The sequence below is a fragment of the Pseudomonas meliae genome, from assembly GCF_001400515.1.
GTDB lineage: Bacteria > Pseudomonadota > Gammaproteobacteria > Pseudomonadales > Pseudomonadaceae > Aquipseudomonas > Aquipseudomonas amygdali.
The window spans coordinates 1-710 of sequence record NZ_LJQT01000462.1 but is presented as its reverse complement, the minus strand read 5'-3'; the positions used below and the strand labels follow the sequence as shown (position 1 = coordinate 710).

The 710-nt window shown below is 58.0% G+C and carries 2 protein-coding genes; both read right to left on the bottom strand.

Features of this window, described 5'->3' with window-relative positions; all coding sequences use genetic code 11:
• A partial coding sequence (locus tag ALO64_RS21220; RefSeq protein ID WP_235805022.1) for a transposase occupies positions 1-488 on the bottom strand: 488 nt, incomplete at its 3' end.
• Positions 488-710: type II toxin-antitoxin system RelE/ParE family toxin (locus ALO64_RS21215; RefSeq protein WP_054991795.1), on the bottom strand; the 223-nt coding region annotated here is incomplete at its 5' end. The genes ALO64_RS21215 and ALO64_RS21220, both read right to left, overlap by 1 nt.

Sequence of the window (710 nt, the reverse complement as noted above, 5' to 3'; positions counted from 1 at the left end):
ACGTATTCCAGAACCTTGGGTTCTGCACCCTGCCTGCGCAGCGAATCTTTGAAAGCATCCAGGTCGGACAGCCATTGCCGATGCAGATGGCTCAGTTCGTCGCGCTGAGGCTGCAAGACTTGAGGGCGGCGCGCATGAAACGCCTGGTAGGTACGCTCAAGCGTGGCCGCCGTGGTCAGCAGTTGCTCGCCTATTTGCTTGTGCTTATCAGAGAACTCGGGCATGCCGTCATAGGGGCGCGACGCCTTTTGGCGTTCGGCTTCGAAGGCATCTTCCATGAGCCGGGCGTAGCAGTAGAACCCAGGGAACTCGCGGGATAGTGCGATGAGTTGCTGGTCGTTGGTGCCGACCCAGATTTTGTTCAAGTCGGGCACGTATCCCATCATGCGATTGATGACGGCATACGCCTCGCTGACGCCTTGTGCGTCAAGCTGCTGCATATGCTGATCGATCTTCTCGGCCAGTCGGCGGAATTCGTTCATACTCATCAGTAGCCTGCCTCTTTCTGGTGCCGAAATGCCAGGATATAGACCGTATCAGCGGCCGCTTCCTGGCGGTACAGAGCCACATAGCCAGAATCTCCGAAGGCGATCACCATCTCGCGTAGCTCCGGCATTTCAGGGAATGGTCGGCCAATGTCGGGGGCTGTTTCCAGTAGCAAGAATTGCCGTTCAATGGCCTGGCCAGCCCGCTTCGCAGCTTCCGGGTCC